The organism is Streptomyces sp. NPDC048291 (assembly GCF_043201715.1).
Taxonomy (GTDB): domain Bacteria; phylum Actinomycetota; class Actinomycetes; order Streptomycetales; family Streptomycetaceae; genus Streptomyces.
In genome coordinates this window covers 386,645-412,659 of sequence record NZ_JBICZC010000008.1, presented here as the reverse complement: position 1 = coordinate 412,659, position 26,015 = coordinate 386,645, and the positions used below count along the sequence as shown (strand labels likewise).

Annotated in this window: 19 protein-coding genes; 5 read left to right on the top strand and 14 right to left on the bottom strand. The window is 70.0% G+C overall.

Translation table 11 applies throughout. The features are described from left to right. Window positions 1–4: 4 nt before the first annotated feature. Genes ACGF5O_RS23725 through ACGF5O_RS23690 form a run of 8 tightly spaced genes read right to left on the bottom strand, consistent with a single transcriptional unit; the run spans window position 5 to window position 8,875 of the window. The gene (locus ACGF5O_RS23725; RefSeq protein ID WP_393811864.1) at window positions 5–1,348 is read right to left on the bottom strand and encodes a glycoside hydrolase family 27 protein; all 1,344 of its coding nucleotides are present in this window, start codon (window positions 1,346–1,348) and stop codon (window positions 5–7) included. Then, window positions 1,345–4,581: a glycosyl hydrolase family 28 protein gene (locus ACGF5O_RS23720; protein WP_393811863.1), complete on the bottom strand. Its 3,237-nt coding sequence runs from the start codon at window positions 4,579–4,581 to the stop codon at window positions 1,345–1,347. Before ACGF5O_RS23720 ends, ACGF5O_RS23725 begins: the two co-directional genes overlap by 4 nt. Before the next feature lie 12 nt (window positions 4,582–4,593). Further along, the gene (locus tag ACGF5O_RS23715) at window positions 4,594–5,385 is read right to left on the bottom strand and encodes a heparin lyase I family protein (protein WP_393811862.1); all 792 of its coding nucleotides are present in this window, start codon (window positions 5,383–5,385) and stop codon (window positions 4,594–4,596) included. Then, the gene (locus tag ACGF5O_RS23710; RefSeq protein WP_393811861.1) at window positions 5,382–6,581 is read right to left on the bottom strand and encodes a glycoside hydrolase family 105 protein; all 1,200 of its coding nucleotides are present in this window, start codon (window positions 6,579–6,581) and stop codon (window positions 5,382–5,384) included. Before ACGF5O_RS23710 ends, ACGF5O_RS23715 begins: the two co-directional genes overlap by 4 nt. After that, entirely contained in the window at window positions 6,578–7,678 is a 1,101-nt protein-coding gene (pqqE, locus tag ACGF5O_RS23705) for a pyrroloquinoline quinone biosynthesis protein PqqE (protein ID WP_393811860.1), read from the bottom strand. The genes ACGF5O_RS23710 and pqqE overlap by 4 nt, the downstream gene beginning before the upstream one ends. Next, on the bottom strand, window positions 7,666–7,920 hold the full coding sequence (pqqD, locus tag ACGF5O_RS23700) for a pyrroloquinoline quinone biosynthesis peptide chaperone PqqD (protein WP_362653262.1): 255 nt from the start codon (window positions 7,918–7,920) through the stop codon (window positions 7,666–7,668). The genes pqqE and pqqD overlap by 13 nt, the downstream gene beginning before the upstream one ends. Beyond that, window positions 7,917–8,714 carry a pyrroloquinoline-quinone synthase PqqC gene (pqqC, locus tag ACGF5O_RS23695; protein WP_393811859.1) on the bottom strand — a complete coding sequence of 266 codons (798 nt, stop codon included), beginning with the start codon at window positions 8,712–8,714 and terminating at the stop codon, window positions 7,917–7,919. Before pqqC ends, pqqD begins: the two co-directional genes overlap by 4 nt. Before the next feature lie 20 nt (window positions 8,715–8,734). Then, the gene (locus tag ACGF5O_RS23690; RefSeq protein ID WP_393811858.1) at window positions 8,735–8,875 is read right to left on the bottom strand and encodes a pyrroloquinoline quinone precursor peptide PqqA; all 141 of its coding nucleotides are present in this window, start codon (window positions 8,873–8,875) and stop codon (window positions 8,735–8,737) included. A gap of 333 nt (window positions 8,876–9,208) precedes the next feature. On the opposite strand from ACGF5O_RS23690, the gene ACGF5O_RS23685 reads away from it, so the two are divergent. Further along, window positions 9,209–10,045: an aldo/keto reductase gene (locus ACGF5O_RS23685; RefSeq protein ID WP_393811857.1), complete on the top strand. Its 837-nt coding sequence runs from the start codon at window positions 9,209–9,211 to the stop codon at window positions 10,043–10,045. Between the two features lie 115 nt (window positions 10,046–10,160). On the opposite strand, the gene ACGF5O_RS23680 is transcribed toward ACGF5O_RS23685, so the two are convergent. Beyond that, window positions 10,161–10,772: a hypothetical protein gene (locus ACGF5O_RS23680; protein WP_393811856.1), complete on the bottom strand. Its 612-nt coding sequence runs from the start codon at window positions 10,770–10,772 to the stop codon at window positions 10,161–10,163. 227 nt (window positions 10,773–10,999) lie between these two features. On the opposite strand from ACGF5O_RS23680, the gene ACGF5O_RS23675 reads away from it, so the two are divergent. Then, entirely contained in the window at window positions 11,000–11,692 is a 693-nt protein-coding gene (locus tag ACGF5O_RS23675; protein WP_393811855.1) for a glycoside hydrolase family 75 protein, read from the top strand. A gap of 77 nt (window positions 11,693–11,769) precedes the next feature. Here the strand turns inward: ACGF5O_RS23675 and ACGF5O_RS23670 are convergent, their stop codons facing one another. After that, on the bottom strand, window positions 11,770–12,711 hold the full coding sequence (locus tag ACGF5O_RS23670; RefSeq protein WP_393811854.1) for a class I SAM-dependent methyltransferase: 942 nt from the start codon (window positions 12,709–12,711) through the stop codon (window positions 11,770–11,772). Between the two features lie 123 nt (window positions 12,712–12,834). Between ACGF5O_RS23670 and ACGF5O_RS23665 the strand changes: the two genes are divergently transcribed. Further along, window positions 12,835–13,605, top strand: coding sequence for a phytanoyl-CoA dioxygenase family protein (locus ACGF5O_RS23665; protein ID WP_393811853.1), 771 nt, complete (start codon window positions 12,835–12,837; stop codon window positions 13,603–13,605). A gap of 120 nt (window positions 13,606–13,725) precedes the next feature. Here ACGF5O_RS23665 and ACGF5O_RS23660 read toward each other — a convergent pair whose 3' ends face one another. Next, a complete protein-coding gene (locus ACGF5O_RS23660) occupies window positions 13,726–15,441 on the bottom strand; it encodes a glycoside hydrolase family 6 protein (RefSeq protein ID WP_393811852.1) in 1,716 nt (571 codons plus the stop codon). A 33-nt stretch (window positions 15,442–15,474) separates the two neighbouring features. Next, complete coding sequence (locus ACGF5O_RS23655; RefSeq protein ID WP_393811851.1) at window positions 15,475–16,950, bottom strand: cellulose binding domain-containing protein; 1,476 nt, start codon at window positions 16,948–16,950, stop codon at window positions 15,475–15,477. A gap of 261 nt (window positions 16,951–17,211) precedes the next feature. On the opposite strand from ACGF5O_RS23655, the gene ACGF5O_RS23650 reads away from it, so the two are divergent. Both ACGF5O_RS23650 and ACGF5O_RS23645 read left to right on the top strand, forming a co-directional pair. Next, window positions 17,212–20,148 (top strand): glycoside hydrolase family 48 protein, encoded by a 2,937-nt coding sequence (locus tag ACGF5O_RS23650; RefSeq protein WP_393811850.1) that lies wholly within the window; start codon window positions 17,212–17,214, stop codon window positions 20,146–20,148. Between the two features lie 285 nt (window positions 20,149–20,433). Next, window positions 20,434–23,088, top strand: coding sequence for a cellulose binding domain-containing protein (locus ACGF5O_RS23645; RefSeq protein WP_393811849.1), 2,655 nt, complete (start codon window positions 20,434–20,436; stop codon window positions 23,086–23,088). 43 nt (window positions 23,089–23,131) lie between these two features. Here ACGF5O_RS23645 and ACGF5O_RS23640 read toward each other — a convergent pair whose 3' ends face one another. After that, complete coding sequence (locus tag ACGF5O_RS23640; protein WP_393811848.1) at window positions 23,132–25,009, bottom strand: rhamnogalacturonan lyase; 1,878 nt, start codon at window positions 25,007–25,009, stop codon at window positions 23,132–23,134. A 35-nt stretch (window positions 25,010–25,044) separates the two neighbouring features. Continuing rightward, complete coding sequence (locus tag ACGF5O_RS23635) at window positions 25,045–25,998, bottom strand: helix-turn-helix transcriptional regulator (RefSeq protein ID WP_393811847.1); 954 nt, start codon at window positions 25,996–25,998, stop codon at window positions 25,045–25,047. Window positions 25,999–26,015 lie beyond the last annotated feature (17 nt).

Here is a 26,015-nt window from a genome sequence, read left to right as displayed (position 1 = left end):
CTCCTCAGCCGAGCGGCCGGACGCGGATCAGCCGGGTCTCGCCCGGGCGCAGGGTCGCGCTGTAGGTGGTGGCGACGGTGCCCTTGTGGGAGCCGGACCACAGGTCGGTGACGTCCCCGGAGCCGGTGAAGCCGACCTGGGACCAGTCCACGCTCACCGTGGAGCTGCCGGAGGTGCCGGTGTTGAAGAGGGCCACGACGTACTGGCCGTCGCTCTCCTTCTTGCTCCAGACCTGCTTGACCCCGCTGTTCACGATCCGCTTGGCGGCCACCCCGTCCTGGTCGACGCCGATCAGCCGGTCGTTGGTGAGCATGGCCTTGTCGACGGTGTCGAGGTGGGTGAGGTCGGTGCCGAGCAGCAGCGGGGCGGCGGCCATCGACCACAGGGTGAAGTGGGAGCGGCGCTGGTCGGCGGTGAGGCCCACCTGGTCGCCGTTGCCGATCTCCAGCGAGTCCAGGTCGTTCCAGCCGCCGGGTCCCGCGTACTGCTGCCAGTTCGCCGCCGTGTTGAAGCGGGCGGAGACGTGCGACCAGTCGGTGAGCGGGTAGCCGCTGCCGTTGTCGCCGGGTCCGCAGTAGCACTCGACGTCGCCCTGGGTGCGCCAGCTGTTGGCCAGGGACCGCCAGGTCGGGGCGTCGGCGATGGCGAGGTTGTTGGAGAGCGCGAAGGTGATGGGGCGGCCGGAGACGCGCAGGGCCTTTGACCAGGCCTGGACGTCGGGGATGTCCTGGCTGCCCACCCCGTCGATCTTCAGGTAGTCGACTCCCCAGGAGGCGAACTGCTTCGCCCAGGAGTTCACGAATTCCTGCGCGCCCGGCTTGGAGTAGTCGATGTAGTACATGTTCTTGCAGTTGTAGTTCTTCTCGGTCTTCGAGGTGTCCGCGATGTCCTGCGCGTGGTAGGACGTGCCCTCGATCGGGGTGTTCCTGGTGACGGCGTTCTTGGCGATGCCGGGCGTGACGTAGAAGCCGAACTTCAGGCCCTTGGCGTGGACGTAGTCCGCGAGAGCCTTGATGCCGTCGGGGAACTTGGCGGTGTCGACGGCCCAGCGGCCGTAGGAGTCGACGGTGAAGCCGTTCCCGTCGCACTTCTGCCAGAAGTCGTCGAGGTTGACCTGGACGAAGCCGTGGCCCTTCAGCCCGCTCGCGGCGAGCGCGTCGGCCTGGGCCTCGATCTTGGCCTGGGTGGGCCAGCGGCGCACAAAGCTCCAGCTGCTCCAGCCCATCGCGGGCCGTATCGCCTGCCCGTTGTCGGAGGCGGGCGCCGGATGCCCGGGGCGCAGGAGCGGCAGCGCCGCCGCGGCCAGCAGCGCGGCCGTCGCCACGGTGAGGGTTCTGGTCCTGGTCACGGGCGTCCTCCGGTCACGGGCGTCGCGTAGGCGGTGCCGATCCACGCCTCGTCGATCCGCAGCCGCTGGTAGCGGGTGGTGTCGGTCGAGGCGGCCCAGGTGGTGTCCACCTCCAGGCGGACGTAACGGGCCGTGGCGGCGGTGAGGTCGATGCCCTGGATGCCGCGCCGGCTGGGCAGCTGCCCGGACTTGACGGCGCTCCCCCACGTGGTGCCGTCGTTGCTGAGGTACACCTTGTAGTCCTTGATGCGGGCCGACTGCTCGGTGTCCGAGCGGGCGTAGGCGACCGAGTCCTCACGCTGGTTGAGGCCGAGGTACTGCACCTTCTTGGCCGAGCCGAGGTCGAAGGTGAGGTTCACGGGCAGCGTCTTGTTGTTGTCCCAGTAGGTGAGGTAGTCGCCGTCTCCTGCGGCCGAGCCCGCGTGGCCGCTCGCCGAGGCGCTCGCGGTCACCTTGACGCCGGAGAGGATGCCCTGGCGGCCGGCCGTGGTGACCTTGAAGACGGTGTCGTACGGGTCCCAGTCGCCGAGCCCGGTGAGGGTCAGCACACCGCCGGACTGCGACCAGGAGACGGCCTTGCCGGTGCGGAGATTGGCGACCGAGGCGATGCGGTAGCCGTTGTCGCGGATCCGCAGGGTGCTGGTCGACGGCGGGGTCAGGACGTGGACGTACTGGCGGTTCGGGTCGTCCTTGGCGATCGTCGTCACGCCGTGGGCGCCGTCGTTCCAGAAGCCGGGCTTGAGGCCGCCGTACATGTACCCGCCGCCCTCGGTGGCGCCCAGGGACTCCCAGATGGGGTTCAGGTAGGAGTTGGCGAAGTTGTTGAAGGCGGCCTGGTTCGCCGGGAACTTGCCGTTGACCTGGGCGGTCTCGGCCATCAGGGCCTTCACCGAGGAGCCCGCGTTGGTGACGAGGCGGCCGAGGGTGAGCATCTTGTCGACGGACGGGTCGGAGCCGTCGTACCACCAGGCGCCGGTCGAGGGGAGCTTGAAGTCGGCCTCGGTCAGCCGGGGCTGGGCGGTGTAGACGGCCTGCGGGTAGTCGTAGGCCGGTGTCATCCCCGTCTTCTGCTCATTGCTGATCATGTCCATGATCGGCGTGTCCTCGTTGTTGTTGCTGAGCGTGTAGTTCGGGCGCTTCTGGTAGATCTGCTGGTAGAGGTCGTGGCTCTCCCAGTACGCGTTGTCGTTGTCGATCCAGAAGCCGCCGAGGTCGGGGTAGCGGTCCATGACCTCGAAGAAGTTGTCGTAGCTGAACTGCCCGAAGCCGTCGTTGGTGGTGAGGTCGATGTTCTTGCCCTTGTAGGCGGAGTAGGCGGCCGAGTCCAGCCACTCGTGGCCGCCCTCGTCGTGCCACTGGGGGTCGTTGGTCATGTAGAGGATGACCTTCAGGCCCTTGGCCTTGGCCGCGGTGATCAGTTCGCCGAGGAAGTCCCGTTTGGTGGAGCAGGAGCCGGGGATCTTCGACGGCCAGGGGCGAGCGTAACCGAGGCGGCTGTGGAAGGTGGCCAGGACCAGGTACTGGGTGTGCAGCTTCTGCGCCTCGTTCACCCAGTAGTCCGGGGTCCAGCCGCCGTCGGTGACGTCGTTCTCCCAGGCGGTGCAGCTGGTGTGGGCGGGCGCGGTGCGCTCGCCCCAGTGCAGGAAGAGGCCGCCGACGGAGCCGCGGAGGAAGTCCTGGCGGGGGTTCTCCAGGTCGAGCGGGCGTGCGGCCGTACCGCAGTCCTGGCCGCCGGAGACGCGCAGCGCGCCGCCCGAGGTGTTGTGACTGTCCGTCAGACAGCCGCCTGTGACGTCCTGGAGGACGACGTCGTACGGGGAGTTGCTCCCCTTCTGGGCGGTGAAGCGGGTGAGGCGGAGGTCGCTCGCCGCGTTGGCGATGACGGCCGGACGCCCGTCGTTCGCGGCGAACTTCACGCTGCTGTCGGTGAACTGGACGTGGTCGGCGTTGTGCAGGTACCAGCCGTAGGCCGGCCGGGTGCCGATGGCCTTGGGGTTGTAGTCGTTCGGGTCGTTGCTGGGCACGGCGGTGGACATGGTGCCGTTGCCGCCGGGGACGGTGATGTTGACGTTGTCGAAGGTCACGCCGCTGATGCGGTGGCCGCTCTCGCCCCACAGGGTCGGGCTGAAGGAGGGGCTGTTGCCGGTGGCGGTGATGTCGTCGTACGTGACGTCGCTGATCGATCCGACGCCGGGACTGTTCCCGCAGCGTTTCCGCGTCCCGATCTTCTCCATGATCGGTGAGTGCACGTTCGTCATCGTGATGTCGCGGTAGTGGACGTCGGAGATCTTCGCGCCGTCCATGGAGACCATGCCGAGGCCGGACTTGTCGGCGCCCTCGATACGGATGTGCTCGAACTGGTAGTCCGAGAAGTCGCCGCAGGTCTCGGAGCCGAACATCAGGGCGTTGCAGCACTTGGCCGACAGGGTCGAATCGCTCACCCGGACATGGCCGTTGGGGAGCTTGGCGCCGAGGGCGTAGTCGCTCTTGAAGACCAGGGCGTCGTCGTTGGCCTTGATGTCGGCGTTGGTGATCGTGGCGTTCGTGGTGGAGATGACGTTCCAGCCGTCGCGGTCGCTCGCGGTGTCGATGGTCAGGTGGTCGGACGTCACGTTGTTGCAGCCGTTGACGAGGGCCGCGAAGTGGCCGCCGCGCCGGAGGGTGAGACCGTCGCCGATCCGCAGGCCGTCGCACCGGGTCAGCGAGATGATCTTGTCGGCCTCGCCGGTCTTCGGGTTGCCGGTGATCAGGTTGCCCGCACCGTCGATGACGCCCTGTCCGACGAAGCCGATGTCGGTGAGCTTGTCGCCGTAGATCATCGCGTCGTGGAAGTGGCTGTGGCCGTAGTCCTGGTAGTTGTCGTTCGGGTTGGACTCGGCCTTGTCGTAGGTGTCCGCGCTGGAGCCCTGGAGGGTGGCGCCCTTGTCGAGCTGGAGCGTCACATGGCTCTTCATGTGGATGGTGTTCTTGGACTTGTAGGTGCCGGCGGTGAAGCGGACGGTGCCGCCGCCCGCCGCGTTCGCGGCCGTGACGGCCTTGTCGATGGCCGGGGAGTCGTTGGCGGAGCCGTCGCCCTTGGCACCGTAGTCACGGACGTCGTAGACGGCGCCGGCGCGTGGCGCGGCGGTCCCCGACGAGGCGAGGGCCGCGGGATGGGAGAGGCCGAGGACGACGGCGAGGACGAAGAGGACGATGGCGGCAGCACGGTGCCGCTCGGCGGTGGGGGGTTTCATGGTGGCGGTTCCTCACACCTGTTGGTAGCCGCGGAGGTTGGTGAGCAGGAGATAGGTGTCCTGGAGCGAGCCCGAGGTGTCGCCGAGGGAGCGGTAGATGCCCCACTTCGGGCGGACCCGGTCGGCCAGGAAGGTGTCGACGCCGGTCTTGGAGACGTCGATCACGGTGGCGCCGCCGGACTTGAGGATCCAGCGGACCGAGCCCGCCGTCCCGTTGCCGACCTTGATCTGGAAATCGACGTCGGTCCAGTTGTCGTGCAGCGGGTCGAGATCGGCACGGCCGACGATGATGCCGTCGGTGGCGAGGTTCAGCTCGATGGTCTGCTTGCCGTTCACCCGGCGCAGGGACTGCGTGACGATCGGGGAGGTGCCGCTGCCGGGCTGTTTCATCTGCATGATGTGGGTGAAGGTGGTGGTCGCCTTCAGCGAGCTCGGGATGTACATCGAGTAGGTGAGCCGCCAGGTCTGGCCCTGGTTCCACTTGAGGTAGTCGCTGCCGCTGCCGTTGCGCAGGCCGGTGACCTCCTGGCGCTGGCGGTCGGTCGAGGTGTCCCGGTCGACCGTGTGCATGTTGAAGCGCCAGTTGTTCCCCGTCGCGAAGATGTGCGGGTGTCCGGCGGGGTGGGAGTCGGCGCGGTCGTCCTCGACGGTCTCGAAGGCGCCGAGGCCGTCGCCGCTCGCCGACGGCTGCCACTTGAGCTGCCAGGACGCCGCGTGCGCGGTGGTCGCGGGAAGGCCGACGGCGGCCGTGGCGGCACCGGCGAGCGCGGCTCCCAGCACCGCCCTTCGGGATGATGTGCTCATGACACTGAATCACCTCGCAGTTGTTCGTTCATGATCAGGAAGGCCCCGAGGCCGTGGAAGTCGTTCACGGCCCGGGTGCGGCCGACGTAGTACGCGTAGTCGCCGACGTTGGTGCCGATGGAGATCCCGGCGAGGTCGGTTCGGCCGTCCGCGCCGACCGACAGCTCGGCGAGCACGCCCTGGTAGCCGCGGCGGGCGACGTCCGCGTAGTGCGGGTCCAGGTAGTGCTGCTGGACTCCGCGCGAGAGGGCGTAGGTGAACATGCTGGAGCAGGAGGTCTCGGTCCAGTTGTCGCTCCGGGCGCCCTTGTCGATCACCTGGAACCAGCGGCCGGTCGCCGGGTCCTGGTACCGCTCCAGGCCGGCCGCCAGCTTCTGGAAGATGCCGAGGAGTTGCGGACGGCGGGGCTGGTTCGCCGGGATCGCGTCCAGCACGTTGACGATCGCCATCGCGTACCAGCCGACGGCCCGGCACCAGTGCTCGGGGGCGAGCCCGGTCGCCGGATCCGCCCAACTCGCCGTCTTCGACTCGTCGTAGGCGTGCTTGAGCAGGCCGTTCGCGACCTGGAGGTGGCCGCCGTAGACGGCGAGCTGCTTGGCGGCCTCGTCGTCGGTGTACACGCTGTCGCCGAACTCCTTGCCGTACTCGACGAGGAACGGGTTCACCATGTAGACGCCGTCCGCCCAGAGTTGGTGGGCGCGACTGGAGTTGTCCGCGTGCCAGAAGCCGCCGTCGCCCGTGCGCGGGTAGGTGTTCAGGCGGTCGCGGATCTTCTTCGCCGCCTTGCGATAGCGGTCCTGGCCGGTCTCGTGGTGCAGGATCACCAGGAGCCGGCCCGCCTGCATGCTGTCCAGGCTGTTGAAGGACTGGTCGATCGAGCCGTCGCTCTTCACGAACCGGTCGACGTAGTTCTTGATGTAGGTGAGGTAGCGGGCATCGTGGGTGCGCCGGTAGGTGAGGTACTGGCCGTAGAGGTAGAGGCCGACGGGGTAGGACCAGCCGCCGATGGTGCTCGGGGTGTAGCGGGCCATGGTGGAGTCGACGACCGCGGTGGACCAGTCGGTGGCGGCGGCCGGCCTGGCCGGCGCGACGGCCGCGGCTGCCGCGGCGGCGGGCGGGGGTACGGCCGCCGGGAGCGCGACCAGGGGGGCGGTGGTGAGGGCGACGGCCGCGAGGGCGACTCGCAGGCGTTTCATGGTCCTCCTTCTGCAAGGGCTTCTCTGGGGACGGCGGCCTCGGAGCTCCGCCGCAGGGGTACGAGGTGGTGGTCGGGGGCGTGACGGCAGGCCGGGTCGGGGTTGCGGGCGTCGCCGGTGAGCGCGTACGCCTGGCAGCGGCAGCCGCCGAAGTCGGTGGTGCGCAGGGCGCAGCCGCGGCAGGGCTCGCGCATCCACGACTCGCCCCGGTAGGCGTTGAAGGCCTTCGACTCCCGCCAGATCCAGCCGAGTCGACGGTCCCTGACGTTGGGCGGGTCGAGGCCGGGCAGGGTACCGGCGGCCGGGCAGGGCAGGACGGTGCCGTCGGGGGTGACGGTGAGCGAGATCCGGCCCCAGCCGCCCATGCAGGGCTTCGCGGTGCCGGTGAGGAGGTCGGGGGCGACCCACACCAGCTCCGGTTCGTCCGGGCGCCGACGCCGGCGCAGGACCGTCTCGCGGGCCCGCTCGACCTGTCCGGGCGTCGGCAGCAGGGCGGCGCGGTTGCGGGCCGCCCAGCCGTGGTACTGGGTGTTGGCCAGCTCGATCCGGTCCACGCCCCAGGCCACGCCGAGCGCGATCAGGTCCTCGACGGCGTCCAGGTTGCCCCGGTGCAGCACGACGTTCAGCCCGAAGGGCAGGCCCGCCGCCCGGATCAGCCGGGCCGCGCGTTCCTTGGCCGCGAACGAACGGGCGCCGGCGATGCGTTCGGCCTCCGTCGGCTCCGCGTGCTGCACGGACAACTGCACCCCGCGCAGCCCGGCGCCGACCAGCCCGGCCAGCCGCCGCTCGCTCAGCCCGACCCCGCTGGTGACCAGCTGGGTGTGCAGGCCCGCGGTGTCGGCGGCGCCGACCAGCTCGGCCAGATCGCGTCTGAGCAGCGGTTCGCCGCCGGACAGATGGGTCTGGACGACGCCCAGCTCACCGGCCTGCCGGAACACCTCCGCCCACTGTCCGGTGGCCAGTTCCGCTGACCGACCGATCAGTCGGACCGGGTTCGAGCAGTACCCGCAGCGCAGCGGACAGGCGTGGGTGAGCTCGGCGAGCAGCGCCCAGGGCGGCGCCGGTCCACGCGGCTCGGCGGTCGTCATCGCAGCCATCCCTCCTTTCGCAACGCCGTCAGGAACTCCGGGACCTCGGCCGCGACCGGGGCGCCCGGGAACGCCTCGGACAGTTCGGCGACGATCTCGGGCACCGCCCGGCTGCCGTCGCACAGCCGGAGCACGCCGCCCGCCCCGCCGTGCAGCACGACCACCCGCTCGGGCAGCAGCAACAGGTCGGTGCCGCGGACCCGATCGTGGCGCAGCACGGCGGTACGGGCGAGGACGGGCCGCCAGGTCATGGCCCGGCTCCGTCCGGGGCCCCGTCCCGGCCCCCGGTGTCCCCCCGGTCCACGGCGTCGAGCAGTGCCCAGAGCACCTCGCACTTGTAGGCGAGCGCGGCGACGGCGCGGTGCTGCTGCTCGCGGGTGCGGGCCCAGGAGTGGACCAGTGCGAGGGCCTCCGCGCCGTCCCGGGCGCCCTGGTCGACGCGGGTGCGGAAGTAGGCGAGGCCGGCCGGGTCGATCCACGGGTAGTGGCGTTCGAAGGCGGAGATGCGGGTGCGCATCAGGCCGGGTGCGGACAGTTCGGTGAGGGAGGCGGAGACCGCGTCCAGGGCGGGGCGCAGCCGGCAGAAGGTGACGTACCCCTCGACCGCGAAGCGCACCCCGGGCAGCACCCGGGAGCTGTCCCACAGCTGTTCGCGCGGGAGGCCGGCCGCCTCGCCGAGGCGCAGCCAGCGCTCGATGCCGCCCTCGCCGTCGGCGGTGCCGTCGTGGTCGCGGATGCGGCGCAGCCACGGACGGCGCAGCTCGGGCCGGTCCAGTTTGGCGAGGATCAGGGCGTCCTTGACGGGGATGTGCCGCTGGTAGTGGAAGCGGTTGGTGATCCAGCGGCGCAGTTCGGCCGGGGTCAACTCGCCCCGGTGCATGCGCTCGTTGAAGGGGTGGCGGTCGTGGTAGCGGTCGGCGGTGACGGCGCGCAGCCGTTCGGTGAACTCCGGGACCGGCCAGGGGTCGGCCGCGGTCCCGGCGTCGGCGGCCGAGGAGGCGGATGCGGACGTGGAGGCGACGGCAGTGGCGGTGGTGACGGTCATGGCGGGTCGCCCAGGGCGGATCAGCGGTCGCCGAGGGCGTAGCCGGTCACTTCCAGGGCGGTCTCCACGACCTGGTAACCAGGGGTTCGCCAGACCTTTTCATCCGATGTCTGCGGGGCGGCGGGTTCCGGCTGGCAGTTCTCGGAGATCGTCTCGTTCATGGGGTGTGTACCTGCTTTCCTGAGGTTGGGGGGTCTCAGAGCGCAGAGAGAGGTTTCTCTTTCACAGGGATCGGTCGGGAAACCCACAGGGACGTTCACATCTCTGCACCGGGTTCAGCGATACGTCCGACGATGCGCACCAGAGTCTCGGCAGGAACGGGCCGCGGTCAATGGTCCGGACCCATAACGTCGGATCCATTTCCGGCCAATCTCCGCCCGCTGCAGCTGACCCATCGGTCAGTTCCGGCGGATTCCGCGGTCAGGAATGCGTCGGGGCCGGTGATCGTTGACGATGGTTGTACCACCTGTCGACAACCTAAGGATCGAGAGCTCGTGAGCAGCAGGGTCCCCCCGAAAATCCTCAACAACGGTGTCGAGATGCCCCAGCTGGGCTTCGGCGTGTGGCAGGTGCCGGACGACGAGGCCGAGCGGGCCGTCGCCACGGCACTGGAGGCCGGGTACCGCAGCATCGACACAGCGGCGATCTACGGCAACGAAGAGGGCACCGGCAAGGCGATCGCCGCGTCCGGCGTGCCGCGCGAGGACGTCTTCGTCACCACCAAGCTCTGGAACGCCGACCACGGGTACGACGCGACACTGCGCGCCTTCGACGCGTCGCTGGCGAAGCTGGGTCTGGACTACCTGGACCTGTACCTCATCCACTGGCCGCTGCCGGCCCGGGGCAAGTACACCGACTCGTACAAGGCGTTCGAGAAGCTGCACGCCGACGGCCGCATCAGGGCGATCGGTGTCTCCAACTTCCTTCCTGAGCACCTGGAGCGGCTGATCGCGGAGACCTCGGTCATCCCGGCGGTCAACCAGATCGAGCTGCACCCGCATCTGCAGCAGCACGCGGCCCGGGAGTTCCACGAGGAGCAGGGCATCGCCACCGAGGCGTGGTCGCCGCTCGGCCAGGGCAAGGGCCTCCTGGAGGTCCCCGCGATCGTCGCGATCGCGCAGAAGCACAACCGCACCCCGGCCCAGGTCGTGCTGCGCTGGCACGTCCAGCTCGGCAACGTCGTGATCCCGAAGTCCGTGACCCCGTCCCGGATCAAGGAGAACATCCAGGTGTTCGACTTCAGCCTGGACACCGAGGACCTCGCGGCGATCAGCGCGCTCAACGAGGACCGGCGCATCGGCCCGGACCCGGCCACCTTCGACGTCGGCTGAGCGAAAGCCGCAGCACGGCCGCTCCGCAGTCCACACGGCGGAGCGGCCGTTCGCGTTCCCGGCCCCGTCGGCGTTCCAGGCCCCGTCGGCGTTCCCGACTCCTGTGCGGGACAGGTCAGCCGGGGCGTACGTCCGCGTGCAGGACCTCGAACTCCTCCAGGCCCACCACGGTCACCCGCGCCTTGGCGGCGTCCGCGCGTCGCGCCTCGGCCTGGCCTGCGCGCGAGGCCGCCATCGAGGCGCGGTCGACGAAGAGCGAGCCGACCATGCCCCGGCCCCGCTGCCGGTCGACGAACAGGGAGCACCGGGCGAAGCCGGGCAGCGCCTCCAGCCGGGGCAGCGCCGAGGAGCGGAAGGTCTCGGCGAACAGGTCCGTGTCGGCGGGGTCGAACTCCACCCGGGTGGAGCGCATGCCGCCGCCCGTTCTCGGCTGCTGCACGGCGTGGAAGACGGCGACCTCGTAGTTCTCGACGGCGACGGTGCCGGCGAAGGGTTCCAGCATCGGCCTGCGCCGCTCGCGCATGACCTGGTCGCTGTTGCTCCGGGCCGCCTCACTGCCCCACCAGCTCACCGCGAGCAGTTTGCCCAGCTCCCGGTCGATGAAGACGCCCGCGCCCCGGTACTCGGGGCGCTCCTCGAGCAGTTCGCGCCCTTCGCTGTTGAGCGCCCTGACGGCCGCCTCCAGCTTCGCCGGATCGCCGGTGACGTACACCGTGCGTACGAACATGACCCCTCGCCTTCCAGGAGCCACCGGAGCCACCGCCGAACCTCCGCACGGCTCCTGCGTAAATATCCGGAATGTCCTGCCCCACCAGTGTTCCCCGGGGCCCATTTCACCGCAATGCGCGAGAAATCACCGAGTTGACATCCAGGGGTTGACGCGGACATGCAGCCGGGTCCACCTTGTACGACACCCGGTCAGGAAACTTTCCTAACAGAAGGGGACCCCCCACAGTGCGCATCCGAACACTGACCCTTGCCGCGGCCTCCGGGGCCGCACTGCTCGCCGCCGGAGTGCTCCCCGCGAGCGCGTCCGGCGCCACTCCCAGGTCCGCCCAGGAGGGCTCGGTCAGCGCGGCCGACCTGCTCGCCAAGGTGACGTCCTGTTCCCAGATCTCCAGCGGCAAGTACAAGACCGACGACGAGACCTCGGCCACGATCCCCGTGTGCGGCAAGAACGGCGCGGTGTTCTGGAAGGCCGACATGGACATCGACTGCGACGGCCAGCGCACCACCAACTGCAACGAGGACCGCGACCCCTGGTACCAGGACGACACCGCGTTCCACCAGTCCGACGGCAAGCCGCTGAAGGCCGAGTCGCTGCCGTACATCGTGGTGCCCAGCTCCAGCAGCATCTGGAACTACTCCAGCGCCGGCATCAAGGGCGGCGGCGTGGTCGCCGTGATCTACAACAACAAGGTCGAGTACGCGGTGGTCGGCGACACCGGCCCCACGAAGATCATCGGCGAGGCGTCGTACGCCACCGCCAAGGCGCTCGGCATCGACCCCGACCCGGCGACCGGCGGCGCCGACTCCGGCGTGACCTACATCCTGTTCAAGAACTCCAAGGTCTCCCCCATAGAGAGCCACAGCGCGGCGGTGACCCTCGGCGACTCGCTGGCCAAGCAGTTCCTCGCCAACAACTGACGGCGGCGGTTCCCGCGCCGCCCACCGGCCCGGGGAGGGCGGGCGGCCCGGTACCGAGCGGTACCGGGCCGTTCCGGCTAGGCGGGCCGTACCGCCGTGTGGAGGGTGCGGACGCCGAGGACGAACAGGTCGGACCTGCGGTGCAGGCTCGCCGGGTCGGCCGGGTCGAGGAGGCGGTCCAGGATGGCGCGGTCGTCGGCGCCGAGGTCGCCGGTGAGGGAGTCGCGGAAGCGGGAGAAGATCTCGACCGCGTAGGTGCGGGCCCGGTCGGAGGCGGGAGCGGGCAGGTCGATCAGGAAACTGCGGGTCCGGGCGTGCTTGAGGCCCGCGGAGGTGAGGAGCGTCGGCCAGTCCTCGGTCTCGGCGACCGAGCCGGGCAGTTCGGCGCGCATCCGCGCGAACCACTCCTCCTGCACCGCGTCGAGCCGGGCCTGGAGCCCGGGGCGGCCGATGCCGATGTCGCGGGGCAGGAAGCGGGTGGGCAGGCCCCCTTCGAGGACGGCCAGCGTGCCGCCGGGCGCCAGCCGCTCGGCGAAGGCGGTGAGCGCGGCCCGCTGGTCGCCGAGGTGGTGCAGGCTGTGCCCGGCCCACAGCAGGTCCGCCGGATAGTCCAACTCATCCAGCACCTGCGGCAGTTGACCGGCAAGCACGCCGAAACGGTCGGCCATGCCCAGCCGCTCGGCGCGGGCCCTGGCCCGGTCGAGGAGTGGCTCGCTGCCGTCCACGGCCAGCACCCGGGCGCCCGGGAACACCTCGGCGAACAGACACGACACGACCCCCGGCCCGCTTCCGAGGTCGACGATCAGCCCCGGCTCGGTGACCTCCTTGCCGAGCCAGCCCAGCGCGCTCTCGTACAGGGGCGCGAAGAGCTCCGCCTGCGACTCCAGATGACCGGCCATCTCGGCCCAGTCGATGTCGGTGTTCGCGTGCGCGTGGTCGTGCTCGTGCCCGTGCTCGTGCTCGTGGGTAGGGGTCCGGGTGTGCTTGTGGGTGTCCGTGTGCCGGTGGTCGTGCGTCATGTAATCAGCCTCTCGTCCGCGTGCCGCCAGGGTGCGACGGCGCACCGCCCGGGGGCCAGTCCTGTTGCCGGTGCGGCAAAAAACCGGATGCGGACGGCAAGGCCGGCGGGCCACGATGACCGCATGGACGACGAGCTGGTCGAACGCTTCCTGACCGACGGTTTCGTGAAGATCGAGGGCGCGTTCCCGCCGCGCGTCGCCGAGGGGTGCGCCCGGCTGCTCTGGCGCGAGACGGGATACGACCCCGAGGACCCGGGCACCTGGAAGGACCCGGTGGTCTGGGTGGGCGGCAAGGCGGACGGCCCCTTCGCCGCCGCCCCCAACTCCCAGGCCCTGCACGACGCGTTCGACCTGCTGGTCGGTGCGCGCCGGTGGGACCCGCGCTACTCGCTGGGCGCCTTCCCGCTGCGGTTCCCGCACGAGGAGGAGCCGGACGACGCGGGCTGGCACATCGACACCAGCTTCATGCCGGAGGGCGCCACCGACTGGTACGCCAACCTGTGGTCCCGTGAGCGGGCCCTGCTGATGCTCTTCCTGTTCAGCGAGGTGACCGAGGAGGACGCGCCGACCCGCATCCGGGTCGGCTCGCACCTGGACGTGCCGCGGATCCTGGAGCCTTACGGCGAGCGGGGCGCCACCCTCCACGAGCTCGGCCCGAAGCTCGACGCGGCCTCCGCGCACCGCCCGCTCGCCTACGCCACCGGGCACCCGGGCGACGTCTACCTCTGCCATCCCTTCCTGGTCCATGCCGCCCAGCCCCACCACGGCACCCGCCCCCGCTTCCTGGCCCAGCCCCCGCTGTACCTGAGGGCACCGCTGGAGCTGGACCGCCCGGACGGCAACCACTCCCCGGTCGAGCGAGCGGTCCGCCGGGGTCTGTCCCTGACGGACTGACCCCGGCGGACACCCGCGCCCCGAAAGGGGCGCGGGGCTACATCGATCTGCGGCTCCGCCGCGCCGGCGCGACCAGCCACCCACGGCCCGCAGCCTCGAACCCGGCTCAGCGGGCGGCGCCTACAGCGGCGGGTACGCGTTCGCCATCAGCTGCTGGAACTGGGCGGAGAACCAGTGCCCGGACAGCGGCGCGTTCGGCAGGGCGCCGGACATGCTGTTGCCGTTGCGGGCGTTGCCCGTGTACGTCGGGTCGCACATCTGGTCGAAGCCCTTGCCCTCGTCGTTCGGGATGGCGGAGCTGGAGCCGTCGGACTCGCCCGGAGGCTTCATCCAGACGTAGGCGTCGATCCCGGCGGCCGGGCTGGCCTGCGGGCGCTCGCCGAGGCCGGCTCCGGCCTGGTTGCACCAGTTGCCGACGTGGATCCGGCGGTCGTAACGGCCGCCGTCGACGTAGGCGTCCACGCTGGTCGTCGGGCCGGGGCCGGCCGGCCTGGCGCTGCCGCCCCAGCCGTTGCGGGAGGTGTCGATCAGCATGCCGATACCGGAGTTGAAGCCGACCGAGACCAGCTGGGTGCGGAAGGCCTGCGCGAAGGAGAGTTCGTCGACGTAGCGGTTCCAGTCGACCCACTTGGACTGGCGGACGGAGGTGCCGTTCACCGAGTCGTTGATGGTGAAGTTGTTCTCCTTCAAGGCGCTGTAGTTGGCCGTGTTGGTGATGAACCCGGCCACGTCGTCGACGGTCGCGCCCTCACTCGTGGCCGCCTGCTTGAAGATGTTGGCCGCGGGGGCGAAGTTGTCGTCCCAGCCGAGCCAGCCGTGGTGGCCGGCGTCCAGGTAGTTGTAGACGTTCGGGATCGCGCCGAGCTTGGCGAGCGCGTAGCCGACGCCCTTCACGTAGTTGCCGTTGGCCAGCATGGTGTCGCAGTTGGCGGTGGCGGTGGCCCGGCTGCCGGTGTTGGTGACCAGGTTGGGCAGCGAGTCGATCTCGATGGTGGTGACGATCCGCAGCGAGGCGTACTTGCTGTCGGCGAGGATCGCCGCGATCGGGTCGATGAACTGCGTCTTGTACTTGTCGATCTCCGTCGGGCCGAGCTCGCCGTTGGAGGCGAGGGCCGCGCAGTCGCGTCCTGGCAGGTCGTAGACGACCAGCTGGACGACCTCCTCGCCGGTGCCCTTCTGGGCGAGCGCCGCGTCGAGATGGGCGCGCAGGCCCATGCTGGTGCTGGTGCCGTTGATCGCGGCGATCCGGTCGAGCCAGACGCCGGTGGGCTGGTTGGAGATCCGGCTGCCGCCCGTCTCGGCGGCGGCCTTCGCCGACCACTCCGGGTTCACGTACACCTTGGCACCGGCGTACGGGTTGTCGACGCGGGTGCCGGTGCCACCACCGCCGCCACCGCCGCCGCCGCTGCTGCCGTCGTCGACGTTGCAGGTGACGCCGTCGAGGGTGAAGGCGGTCGGGACCGCGTTCGTCCCGCTGTACGACCCGTTGAACCCGAAGCTGACCGAACCACCGGTCGCCAGGGTGCCGTTGTAGGTCTCGTTGCTCGCGGTCACGGCGGTGCCGCTCTGCGCGATCTTGCTGTTCCAGTAGCTGGTCACCTGCTGGTTCCCGGCGTACGACCACTTCACCGCCCAACTCGACTTCGCCGCCGAGTTGTTGGTGACGGTGACGGCGGCGGTGAAGCCGGCGCCCCAGTCGTTCTGGATCTTGTAGTCGACGGTGCAGGGGATCGCGGAGATCGCCGCCTGGGCAGAGGGGGCCACGGCGACCGCCGGCCCGGACACCCCGGCGACGAGCGCCAGGGCGGCGAGTACCGCTGTTCTGGTACGACTCATGAGTGCGGGTTCCTTCTTCTTCGGTGGGCGTGCCTACGGGTTGATCGCTCGCAGGTGGTCGCGCAGTCCGACGCCGTACGCGGTGGGCGTACCGGTGTAGTCGGAGATCAGGGAGGGGCCGGAGGAGCAGTCCCAGGTGTTCCAGGTCCAGCCCAGATAGGAGAGGCCGCGGTCGTCGAACCACTTCATGACCTGGTCGACGAAGGCGTGCGAGCAGGTGTTCTCGCCGACCTCCCCGGCGACCAGCGGCACTTGGGCCGCGACCGGGGCCAGGGTGGAGTTCCAGCAGGTCTCACTGGCGCAGGTGTTGAAGTTGTAGACGTGGTACGCGGCGACGAGATTGCCGGCCGGGTCGGTGGGCTTGTACGTCAGCCACTGGCCGAGGTCGTTGGAGTACGCGAGGCCGCCGATCATGATGACGTTCTTCGCGCCGGCGCCCCGGACGGCGTCCACCAGGCTCTGCATGCCGGCGACCTGGTAGCCGATCCCGGAGCAGGTGCCGCCGTCCCGCCAGCACTGCCAGGCCTGGGTGACGGTCGAGGTCGCCCGGTCCGGGTACGGCTCGTTGAACAGGTCGAACACGGCCGCCTGGTCGTCCTTGAAGGTGCCGGCCACCGAGGACCAGAAGGACGGGGTGTACTGGGCGTCGGGCATCGGCTTCTGGCAGGTGGCGTGCACGTCGGAGCAGCCCGCCGAGTTGCCGGTGTACTGGCCGTAGGTCCAGTGCAGGTCGAGGATCGGCGTCAGGCCGAACGACTCGACGCGGGCCACCAGCTCCTTGACCGCGTTGATGTAGTTGGCCCCTCCGTACTCGGACTTGACGTTGGACAGGCCGAGCCAGCACTCCTCGTTGAGCGGAATGCGGACCGCGTCGGCCTTCCAGTCGGCGATCGCCTTGATGGCGGCGTCGTCGACCGGGCCGTCCCAGATGCCGTAGCCCTGGACGCACATGAACTCGCCGCCGGAGCGGTTCACGCCGAGCAGGCGGTGGGCCGTGCCGGAGGCGTCCACGAGCCGGGCGCCGGAGACGTGCAGGGCGGGAGCCGTCCCGGTGGCGGGCGGTTCGGTCGGCGTCGGAGTCGGGGTCGGCTCCGAATCCACGTTGCAGGTGGTGCCGTTGAGCTTGAACGCCGTCGGTAGGGCGTTACTGCCCGACCAGGAGCCGAGGAACCCGGCGCTCACGCTCGCGCCGGTGGCGAGGGAGCCGTTCCAGCTCTCGTTGGCGGCGGTGACCGCCGTACCGGACTGGGACCACTTGGCGTTCCAGCCCTGGGTGATCTTCTGGCCGTTCGCGAAGTCGAAGCCCAGGCTCCAACTGCTCACGGCTGCCATGTTGTTGGTGATGGTCACGGAGCCCTGGAAGCCGGTGTCCCACTGGCTGGTGACCGCGTACTCGACCGTGCAGGCCGGCGTCGCTCCGGACGCCGACACCACCGGCACCAGCGCGGCCCCGACAAGGGCGACCGCACCGGTGACGGCTAAAAGAACTGAACGCGGGGGGTGTCGCATGAGCGACTCCTTGCAGCTCGGGCGCGTCGTGACGGACGCGTCGACTGAACGGAATCGCTCCCACTGGTGCGAAGGAAGGTAGCGCCAAGTGCGGGCAAAGAACAGGGGAGTTGCTTGACTTTTCTCCAGGGGGGTCCGTCGAATCTTTTCGACTCTTCAACGGCCTTGACCGCACCATGCCACGTCTCCACTATGGGAGCGCTCCCACTGGTTCAAGCCTTGACTTCTCCCCGAGCCGCAAGCGCAAGGAGGAACCAGCACATGCATCCCGCACATCCCGGAGGTACCGGGCGGCGGCGCAGAGCCGTGCGCCGGTTGTGGACGGCGGTCGTCGCGGCCCTCGCGCTGCCGCTGTCGATGCTCGCCACGGGGACCACGCCCGCCCAGGCGGCGACGGTCCAGTGCAGCGTGGACTACAAGACCAACGACTGGGGCACCGGCTTCACCGCCGACCTCACGATCACCAACCGCGGTACGGACGCGATCAGCGGCTGGACGCTGACCTACGCGTACACGGGCAACCAGAAGCTGTCCAACGGCTGGAACGGCACCTGGTCCCAGTCCGGCACCTCGGTCACCGTGCAGAACGCGTCGTACAACGGCACGATCGCGGCGGGCGCGGCGGTGTCGACGGGCGCGCAGTTCGCGTACACCGGCACGAACACGGCGCCGGCCGCCTTCGCGATCAACGGCACGACGTGCGCGGGCGCGCACCAGCCGCCCATCGCCGTGCTGACCAGCCCGACCGCGGGTGCGGTCTACACGCAGGGGGACGCGATCCCGCTGGCGGCGACCGCGGCGGCGGCCGACGGCGCGACGATCAGCAAGATCGAGTTCTACGACGACACCACGCTGCTGGGCACGGACACCTCGGCGCCGTACTCGCTCTCCGTCTCCAGTTTGACCGTGGGCAGTCATTCGCTGGTGGCGAAGGCGTACGACAGCCTGGGGGCGTCCGCGTCCTCGACGCCGGTCGGCATCACGGTCGCCTCGGGCCCCGCGGTGGTGGCCTCGCCTGCCCAGCTCGGCATCCAGCAGGGCGCGACCGGCACCTTCGGGGTGAGTCTGTCGAAGCAGCCGAGCGCCACTGTGACGGTGTCGGTGGCGCGCACGGCCGGCAACACCGGCCTTTCGGTGAGCGCCGGTTCGTCGCTGACGTTCACGCCGTCCAACTGGAGCACCGCGCAGAACGTGACCGTCGCCGCGGACTCCTCCGGCACCGGCTCGGCGACCTTCACGGCGTCCGCGACCGGCTACACCGGCGCCACGGTCACCGTGACCGAGCTGGCCGCGTCGAACGCGTACGACGCGCGCTTCCTGGACCTCTACGGGAAGATCACCAACCCGGCGAACGGCTACTTCTCCCCCGAGGGGATCCCCTACCACTCGGTCGAGACGCTGATCGTCGAGGCCCCCGACCAGGGCCACGAGACCACGTCGGAGGCGTACAGCTACCTTCTCTGGCTGCAGGCCATGTACGGCAAGGTCACCGGTGACTGGTCCAAGTTCAACGGCGCGTGGGCCCTCATGGAGAAGTACATGATCCCCACCCACGCCGACCAGCCGACCAATTCCTTCTACAACGCGTCCAAACCGGCCACCTACGCCCCCGAGTCGGACACTCCGAACGAGTATCCGGCGAAGCTGGACACGTCGGTGCCGGTGGGATCGGATCCGATCGCCGCCGAGCTGAAGTCCGCGTACGGCACCGACGACGTCTACGGCATGCACTGGCTGCAGGACGTCGACAACGTCTACGGCTACGGTGACACGCCGGGCGGTGGCTGCGAGGCGGGGCCGACGGCGGACGGGCCGTCGTACATCAACACCTTCCAGCGCGGTCCGCAGGAGTCGGTGTGGGAGACCGTTCCGCAGCCGACCTGCGACGCCTTCAAGTACGGCGGGACCAACGGCTACCTGGACCTGTTCACCGGCGACTCGTCCTACGCCAAGCAGTGGAAGTACACGGACGCCCCGGACGCCGACGCGCGTGCGGTGCAGGCCGCGTACTGGGCGGACGTGTGGGCGAAGGAGCAGGGCAAGGGCGGTGACGTCTCCGCCACCGTCGGCAAGGCGGCGAAGATGGGCGACTATCTGCGCTACGCCATGTACGACAAGTACTTCAAGAAGATCGGCAACTGTGTGGGGCCGACGACCTGCGCGGCCGGCACCGGCAAGGACGCCTCGGACTACCTGCTCTCCTGGTACTACGCGTGGGGCGGGGCGACGGATTCGAGTGCGGGCTGGGCCTGGCGGATCGGGTCGAGCCATGTACACGGCGGCTATCAGAACCCGCTCGCCGCGTACGCACTCAGCTCGTACGCCGACCTGAAGCCCAAGTCGGCCACGGGAGCCGCGGACTGGGGTACGTCCCTGACCCGGCAGCTGGAGTTCTACCGCTGGCTGCAGTCGTCCGAGGGCGCCATCGCCGGGGGCGCGACCAACAGCTGGCAGGGGCGGTACGCGAGCCCGCCGTCCGGTACGTCGACGTTCTACGGCATGTACTACGACTGGGAGCCGGTGTACCACGACCCGCCGTCCAACCAGTGGTTCGGATTCCAGGCCTGGTCGATGGAGCGGGTCGCCGAGTACTACCAGCAGACCGGCAACGCGAGCGCCAAGGCGATCCTCGACAAGTGGGTGGCGTGGGCGCTGTCCAAGACCACGATCAACCCCGACGGCACGTATCTGATCCCGTCGACGCTTCAGTGGTCGGGGCAGCCCGACACCTGGAACGCGTCGAGTCCCGGGGCGAACAGCGGACTTCACGTCACGGTCGCCGACTACACGAACGACGTGGGTGTCGCCGCCGCGTACGCGAAGACGTTGACGTACTACGCCGCCAAGTCCGGTGACGCGACGGCGAAGTCGACGGCCAAGGCGCTGCTCGACGGCATGTGGGGGCACTACCAGGACAGCCTGGGGATCGCGGTGCCGGAGACGCGGGCCGACTACAACCGGTTCGACGACACCGTGTACGTACCGAGCGGCTGGTCCGGGAAGATGCCGAACGGGGACGCGATCAACTCGTCGTCGACGTTCGCGTCGCTGCGGAGCTTCTACCAGAACGACCCCGCGTGGTCGAAGATCCAGAGCTACTTGGCGGGCGGGGCCGCGCCCGTGTTCACGTATCACCGGTTCTGGGCCCAGGCGGACATCGCCTTGGCCATGGGCTCGTACGCGGAGCTTCTCGAATAGCCCCCGCCGGGCGCAATGAGGGTAGGGCCGTGGTTCGGCTGCGGGTCCGCTTCGGCTGGTCGCGCCCACGCGGCGGTAGCCGCAGATCAGACACAGCCCCGCGCCCCTGACGGGGCGCTGTGGGCGCCGCTTCTCCCTAGGAACCGTCCGAAAGAGCTCTGTGTGCGTGGCTCCGCCACCTGACGGCGGGGCCTACCGGCCGGGCGATCCCCACCCGCACTGGGGGTCGCCCGGCATCTCTCACACCCGGAAGAAAGCGCTTGCCCTCCCTGGAAGGGACCCCCCATGCGAAGAACTCGCATCCTCACCGCCGTTCTCGCCCTCGCGGCCGGGCTGCTCGCCGGTACCCCGCCCGCGCTCGCCACCCCCACCGGGCAGGTGGCGCTCGCCGCCGACACCTACACCTGGCACAACGCCCGGATCGACGGGGGTGGTTTCGTCCCCGGCATCGTCTTCAACCGCACCGAGAAGAACCTCGCCTATGCCCGTACCGACATCGGCGGTGCCTACCGCTGGTCGGAGTCGACGCAGACCTGGACGCCGTTGCTGGACTCGGTCGGCTGGGACGACTGGGGGCACACGGGTGTGGTGAGCCTGGCGTCCGACCCGGTCGCCCCGGACAAGGTGTACGCGGCGGTCGGGACCTACACCAACAGCTGGGACCCGACGAACGGCGCGGTGCTGCGCTCCGCCGACCGGGGCGCGAGCTGGCAGAAGACCGATCTGCCCTTCAAGCTGGGCGGCAACATGCCGGGCCGGGGCATGGGCGAGCGGCTGGCGATCGACCCGAACAAGGACAGCGTGCTGTATCTGGGCGCGCCCAGCGGCAAGGGGTTGTGGCGGTCGACGGACTCGGGGGTGACCTGGTCGCAGGTCACGAACTTCCCCAACGTCGGCAACTACGTCCAGGATTCGACCGACACCACCGGCTACGCCTCGGACAACCAGGGCATCGTGTGGGTCACCTTCGACGAGTCGACGGGTACGGCGGGTACGGCGACGAAGACGGTCTACGTCGGGGTCGCCGACAAGGACAACGCGGTGTACCGCTCGACGGACGCGGGCGCGACCTGGACGAGGCTCGCAGGTCAGCCGACCGGATACCTCGCCCACAAGGGCGTGCTGGACGCGAAGAACGGCTACCTCTACCTCGCCTACAGCGACAAGGGCGGTCCGTACGACGGCGGCAAGGGGCGGCTGTGGCGGTACGCGACGGCGACCGGCACCTGGACGGACATCAGCCCGGTCGCGGAGGCCGACACCTACTACGGGTTCAGCGGCCTGACGGTGGACCGGCAGCATCCCGGGACGGTGATGGCGACGGCCTACAGCTCCTGGTGGCCGGACACCCAGCTCTTCCGCTCCACGGACAGCGGGGCGACCTGGACGAAGGCCTGGGACTACACGTCGTACCCGAACCGCTCGAACCGCTACACGATCGACGTCTCGTCCTCCCCCTGGCTGACCTTCGGGGCGAACCCGTCGCCGCCGGAACAGACCCCGAAACTCGGGTGGATGACGGAGTCGCTGGAGATCGACCCGTTCGACTCGGACCGGATGATGTACGGGACGGGCGCGACGCTGTACGGCACCGAGGACCTGACGAAGTGGGACAGCGGCGGCCAGTTCACGGTGAAACCCATGGTGCAGGGCCTGGAGGAGACCTCGGTCAATGACCTGGCCGCTCCCCCGTCCGGCGGGGCCCAGCTCTTCAGCGCGCTGGGTGACATCGGCGGCTTCCGCCACACGGACCTCACCAAGGTTCCGTCGATGATGTACACGTCCCCGACGTTCACCACGACCACGAGCCTGGACTTCGCGGAGTCGAACCCGGACACGGTGGTCCGGGTGGGGAATCTGGGCTCCGGCCCGCACATCGCGTTCTCGACGGACAACGGGGCCAACTGGTTCGCGGGGACGGACCCTTCGGGGGTGAGCGGTGGCGGTACGGTCGCCGCGGGCTCGGACGGGAGCCGGTTCCTGTGGAGTCCGGCGGGCGCCGGCGTGCAGTACACGACGGGCTTCGGTTCGTCCTGGTCGGCGTCGAGCGGCATCCCGGCGGGCGCGGTCGTCGAGTCCGACCGCGTCGACCCCAAGACCTTCTACGGCTTCAAGTCCGGCAAGTTCTACGTCAGTTCGGACGGCGGCGCGACGTTCACGGCGTCCGCCGCGACCGGGCTGCCGAGCGGCGACAGCGTGCGGTTCAAGGCGTTGCCCGGGACGAAGGGCGACGTATGGCTGGCGGGCGGCGCGACGGACGGCGCGTACGGCCTCTGGCACTCCACGAACGGCGGCACGACCTTCACCAGGCTCGCGAACGTCGACCAGGCCGACACGATCGGCTTCGGCAAGGCGGCGACCGGAGCCTCGTACCAGACCCTCTACACCAGCGCGAAGATCGGCGGCATCCGCGGCATCTTCCGCTCCACGGACGCGGGTTCCACCTGGACCCGCATCAACGACGACGCCCACCAGTGGGGTTGGACGGGCGCGGCCATCACGGGTGACCCGCGGGTGTACGGGCGGGTGTACGTCTCGACGAACGGCCGGGGTGTGATCTACGGCGACACCTCGGACACCGGCGGTGGCGGTGGCGGAGGCACGGACCCGACGCCGACGGGCGCATGCACGGTCGCCTACACCGTCACCAACCAGTGGACGGGCGGCTTCCAGGCGGACGTCCGGCTCACCAACACCGGTAGCGCCTCCTGGAGCGGCTGGTCCCTCGGCTGGTCCTTCCCGAACGGCCAGACCGTCGGGCAGCTCTGGAACGCCGACTGGACCCAGTCCGGCGCGGCGGTGACCGCCAAGAACGTCAGCTGGAACGGCACGGTGGCGGCGGGCTCGTCGGTCTCCTTCGGCTTCACCGGCACCTGGACCGGCTCGAACACCAGACCCACGGCCTTCAAGCTGGGCGACCAGACCTGCACGGTCGCCTGACGAGCGAGGGCGCGTGCCGCACCGGGCACGCGCCCTCTTCGTGTCAGGGCGTGTACACCGTCGGCCGAGGCGCCGTGGTCATCCCGTCGCCGATGAAGAAGCTCGGGTGCGGGGGCTGGTTGTAGGCGGTGTTCTGCCAGGCCAGGGCGGTGCGGTACTGGGTGTCTTGGAGGAGTGTGGTGATCTTCGTGGTGGTCTCGTAGGGGGTGGAGTAGATGCGCAGGGCCGTGTTGTCCGTCGTCGGCCAGACGACCTCCTCGCGCCAGTCGCCGAGGATGTCGCCGGACAGGGACGGGGTGGCCTTGGTGCTGTTGTTGGAGTGGACGTCGGCGCCGGTGAGGAGGCGGGTGTCGGCGGAGGTGCCGTACTTGTCGATGTGGGTGTCGTCGAGGAGCTCCCGGACCGGGTCGCCGTCCCACCAGGAGAGGAAGTTGGTGCTGGAGGGCTTGCGGCTCGCGACGATCGTGCCCTGCGGGTTGCGGACCCCGTCGGCGTGGGACGACCAGGACTCGGCGCCCGCGCTGCCGGCCCAGATGTCACCGGAGACACCGCGGCCGTTGTCGCCGTTGGGGTCGGTGGACCAGAGGATCTCGCCGGTCCTGGCGTCGGCCATCCAGGACGACGGCTTGGAGCTGTCCTCGTCGACCTTGAACTCCTCCAGGCCGGGGCGGGCGGGGTCGAGGTCGCCGACGTGCAGGGCGTCGCCGTGGCCGTTCTTGGTGGTCCAGAGGCCGTAGCCGTTGTCGTCGACGGCCATCGAGCCGTAGACGATCTCGTCCTTGCCGTCGCCGTCGACGTCCGCGACGGACAGCTGGTGGTTGCCCTGGCCGTCGTAACCCTTGCCGGTGTTGGTGGAGGAGTTGGTGTCGAAGGTCCAGCGGCGGGTGAAGGCGCCGTTCCGCCAGTCCCAGGCGGCGATGACCGTGCGGGTGTAGTAGCCGCGCGCCATGATCAGGGAGGGGCGGGCGCCGTCCAGGTAGGCGGTCCCGGCGAGGAAGCGGTCGACGCGGTTGCCGTACGAGTCGCCCCAGGAGGAGACGGTGCCGCGGGCGGGGACGTAGTCGACGGTGCCCATCGCCTTGCCGGTCTGGCCGTTGAACATGGTCAGGTACTCGGGTCCTGACAGGACGTAGCCGCTGGAGTTGCGGTAGTCGGCCGACGCGCTGCCGATCACGGCGCCCGTGCCGTCGACCGTGCCGTCCGCCGTCTTCATGGCGACCTCGGCCTTGCCGTCGCCGTCGTAGTCGTACACCTGGAACTGGGTGTAGTGCGCGCCGGAGCGGATGTTACGGCCGAGGTCGATGCGCCACAGGCGGGTGCCGTCGAGTTTTATGCCGTCGAGGACGGTGTCGCCGGTGTAGCCGGACTGGGAGTTGTCCTTGGCGTTGGTGGGCTGCCACTTGAGGACGAAGTCCGGTTGGCCGTCGCCGTCGAGGTCGCCGACGGAGGCGTCGTTGGCCTCGTAGGTGTAGGAGACGCCGTCGGGGGTGGTGCCACCGGCGGGCGGGGTGATCGGGACGTCCTTGTAGCCGGCGCGGAACTGGATCGCGTGGACGGAGTCGGCCTGTTCGACGCCGTTCACGATCGCGCGGACGGTGTAGTCGGCCTGGGCCGGGGCGCCGGAGTGGAAGTAGTTCGTGGAGCCGGTGACCGGCGTCGGGTTGACCTTGGTACCGGCGCGGTAGACGTTGAAGGAGACGTCGTCGGGGTCGGTGCCGAGCCAGCGCCAGCCGACCAGGTTCCCGGAGTCGGTGTGGACGCTGACCACGCCCCGGTCGAGGGCCTCGACCTGGCGGGCGGTGGCCGCGGCGGCGGCGGTCGTGGAGAGTGCGGTGAGGCCCGCGGCGATCAGGGCGGTCACGGCGGTCAGTGCCGCCAGGACGGCGGAACGGCTTCTGCGGTGCGGGTGCTGGTGCTGCACGTGAGGTACCTTCCGGGAGTCGGACGGGTCCTCTGTCAGTCGGCGCCACCGGCCCTGCGGTTGCCGTATCTTTCGGACAGTTCGGCGATCGTTCGGGCCATGCGTTCGCGCAGCTCGGGCGGGTCGATGACCTCGATGTCCGTGCCCAGGCGCAGGAATTCGGCTACCGCGTGGTCGGCCGACTCGACGGGGACCCGGGCCACGGTCCAGGCAGCGGTCACCTCGACCGTCTTCGCCCTGGGGAGCGTCACCCCCGGCGCCAGCCGCACCAGTGCCTCGGCACCGCCGCCGTACAGCCGGGCGTGGAAGTCGCGTTGGTAGGCGGTCCAGTGGGCGGCCAGGTCGAAGCCGTCGGGGCGGCTGAACTCCTCCTCCAGAACGGTCAGTTCGAGGATCTGGTCGACACGGTAGGTACGCGGGCCGGGGGCCGCGACGACGTACCAGCGGCCCGCCTTGAGGACCAGTCCGTACGGTTCCAGGCGGCGCCGCACCTCGGTCGGCTCGCGCCAGCGGCGGTAACGGACGTCCAGGGCACGGCCGTTCCAGACCGCTTCGGCGACCGCCGGGAGGTACGGGGTGTCGTCGGCGTCCGCGTACCAGCCGGGGGCGTCGAGGTGGAAGCGGCCGCTGATCCGGTCGGCATGGCCGCGCAGCTCCGGCGGCAGGGCGGCGCGGACCTTGAGCTGGGCGGCGGCCAGGACCGGGCCGAGCCCGAGGTCGGCGGCGGGGCCGGGGGCGCCGGCCAGGAAGAGGGCCTCGGCCTCCGCGGTGGTCAGACCGGTGAGGCGGGTGCGCCAGCCGTCGAGGAGGCGGTAGCCACCGGCGTGGCCCGCGTCGCCGTACAGCGGGACGCCGGCCGCGCTCAGGGCCTCCATGTCCCGGTAGACCGTGCGAGCGGAGACCTCCAGCTCCGCGGCGAGCTGGGCGGCGGTCATCCGGCCCCGGGTCTGGAGCAGGAGGACGATGGCGACGAGCCGGCTGGACTTCACCGTCCCAGGATCCCCGA

Bases quoted from the DNA above. Each gene is read 5' to 3' on its own strand.
- ACGF5O_RS23720 (WP_393811863.1), bottom strand. From the start codon at position 4,581: ATGAAACCCCCCACCGCCGAGCGGCACCGTGCTGCCGCCATCGTCCTC.
- ACGF5O_RS23715 (WP_393811862.1), bottom strand. From the start codon at position 5,385: ATGAGCACATCATCCCGAAGGGCGGTGCTGGGAGCCGCGCTCGCCGGT.
- ACGF5O_RS23710 (WP_393811861.1), bottom strand. From the start codon at position 6,581: ATGAAACGCCTGCGAGTCGCCCTCGCGGCCGTCGCCCTCACCACCGCC.
- pqqE (WP_393811860.1), bottom strand. From the start codon at position 7,678: ATGGCTGCGATGACGACCGCCGAGCCGCGTGGACCGGCGCCGCCCTGG.
- pqqD (WP_362653262.1), bottom strand. From the start codon at position 7,920: ATGACCTGGCGGCCCGTCCTCGCCCGTACCGCCGTGCTGCGCCACGAT.
- pqqC (WP_393811859.1), bottom strand. From the start codon at position 8,714: ATGACCGTCACCACCGCCACTGCCGTCGCCTCCACGTCCGCATCCGCC.
- ACGF5O_RS23690 (WP_393811858.1), bottom strand. From the start codon at position 8,875: ATGAACGAGACGATCTCCGAGAACTGCCAGCCGGAACCCGCCGCCCCG.
- ACGF5O_RS23680 (WP_393811856.1), bottom strand. From the start codon at position 10,772: ATGTTCGTACGCACGGTGTACGTCACCGGCGATCCGGCGAAGCTGGAG.
- ACGF5O_RS23670 (WP_393811854.1), bottom strand. From the start codon at position 12,711: ATGACGCACGACCACCGGCACACGGACACCCACAAGCACACCCGGACC.
- ACGF5O_RS23665 (WP_393811853.1), top strand. From the start codon at position 12,835: ATGGACGACGAGCTGGTCGAACGCTTCCTGACCGACGGTTTCGTGAAG.
- ACGF5O_RS23660 (WP_393811852.1), bottom strand. From the start codon at position 15,441: ATGAGTCGTACCAGAACAGCGGTACTCGCCGCCCTGGCGCTCGTCGCC.
- ACGF5O_RS23655 (WP_393811851.1), bottom strand. From the start codon at position 16,950: ATGCGACACCCCCCGCGTTCAGTTCTTTTAGCCGTCACCGGTGCGGTC.
- ACGF5O_RS23650 (WP_393811850.1), top strand. From the start codon at position 17,212: ATGCATCCCGCACATCCCGGAGGTACCGGGCGGCGGCGCAGAGCCGTG.
- ACGF5O_RS23645 (WP_393811849.1), top strand. From the start codon at position 20,434: ATGCGAAGAACTCGCATCCTCACCGCCGTTCTCGCCCTCGCGGCCGGG.